Annotated in this window: 1 rRNA gene; it reads left to right on the top strand. The window is 45.1% G+C overall.

Annotated elements, in window-relative coordinates:
- Window positions 1-14 precede the first annotated feature (14 nt).
- Window positions 15-861 (top strand): 16S ribosomal RNA (locus IE168_RS14435); the annotation flags it as partial.

Genomic DNA, 861 nt, shown 5'->3' with positions numbered 1-861 from the left:
TATTAAACACGCAATTTTTTGAGAGTTTGATCCTAGCTCAGGATGAACGCTCGCTGTGTGCCTAATACATGCATGTTGAACGGGATGTAGCAATACATTCAGTAGCGAATGGGTGAGTAACACGTACCTAACCTACCTTTAAGACTGGGATAACTATTGGAAACAATAGCTAATACCGGATATAGTTATTTATCGCATGATGAGTAATAGAAAGGAGCTTCACAGCTTCACTTAAAAATGGGGGTGCGGAACATTAGTTAGTTGGTAGGGTAATGGCCTACCAAGACGATGATGTTTAGCCGGGCCGAGAGGCTGTACGGCCACACTGGGACTGAGACACGGCCCAGACTCCTACGGGAGGCAGCAGTAAGGAATTTTCCACAATGAGCGAAAGCTTGATGGAGCGACACAGCGTGCAGGATGAAGTTCTTCGGAATGTAAACTGCTGTTATAAGGGAAGAAAAAATAGAATAGGAAATGATTTTATCNCCGCGTGAGTGAAGAAGGCCCTCGGGTTGTAAAGCTCTTTTGTTGGGAAAGAAAAGCCATGGGTTAATACCCTGTGGTTCTGACGGTACCCAAAGAATAAGCACCGGCTAACTTCGTGCCAGCAGCCGCGGTAATACATAGGTCGCAAGCGTTATCCGGAATTACTGGGCGTAAAGCGTGCGTAGGTTTTTTGCTAAGTCTGGAGTTAAATGCTGAAGCTCAACTTCAGTCCGCTTTGGATACTGGCAAAATAGAATTATAAAGAGGTTAGCGGAATTCCTAGTGAAGCGGTGGAATGCGTAGATATTAGGAAGAACACCAATAGGCGAAGGCAGCTAACTGGTTATATATTGACACTAAGGGACGAAAGCG

Source organism: Luteimonas padinae (assembly GCF_014652935.1).
In the GTDB taxonomy this organism is placed as follows: Bacteria; Pseudomonadota; Gammaproteobacteria; order Xanthomonadales; family Xanthomonadaceae; genus Luteimonas; species Luteimonas padinae.
Note: the sequence above shows the minus strand (reverse complement) of the source record. Positions and strands in the feature narration are given on the sequence as shown.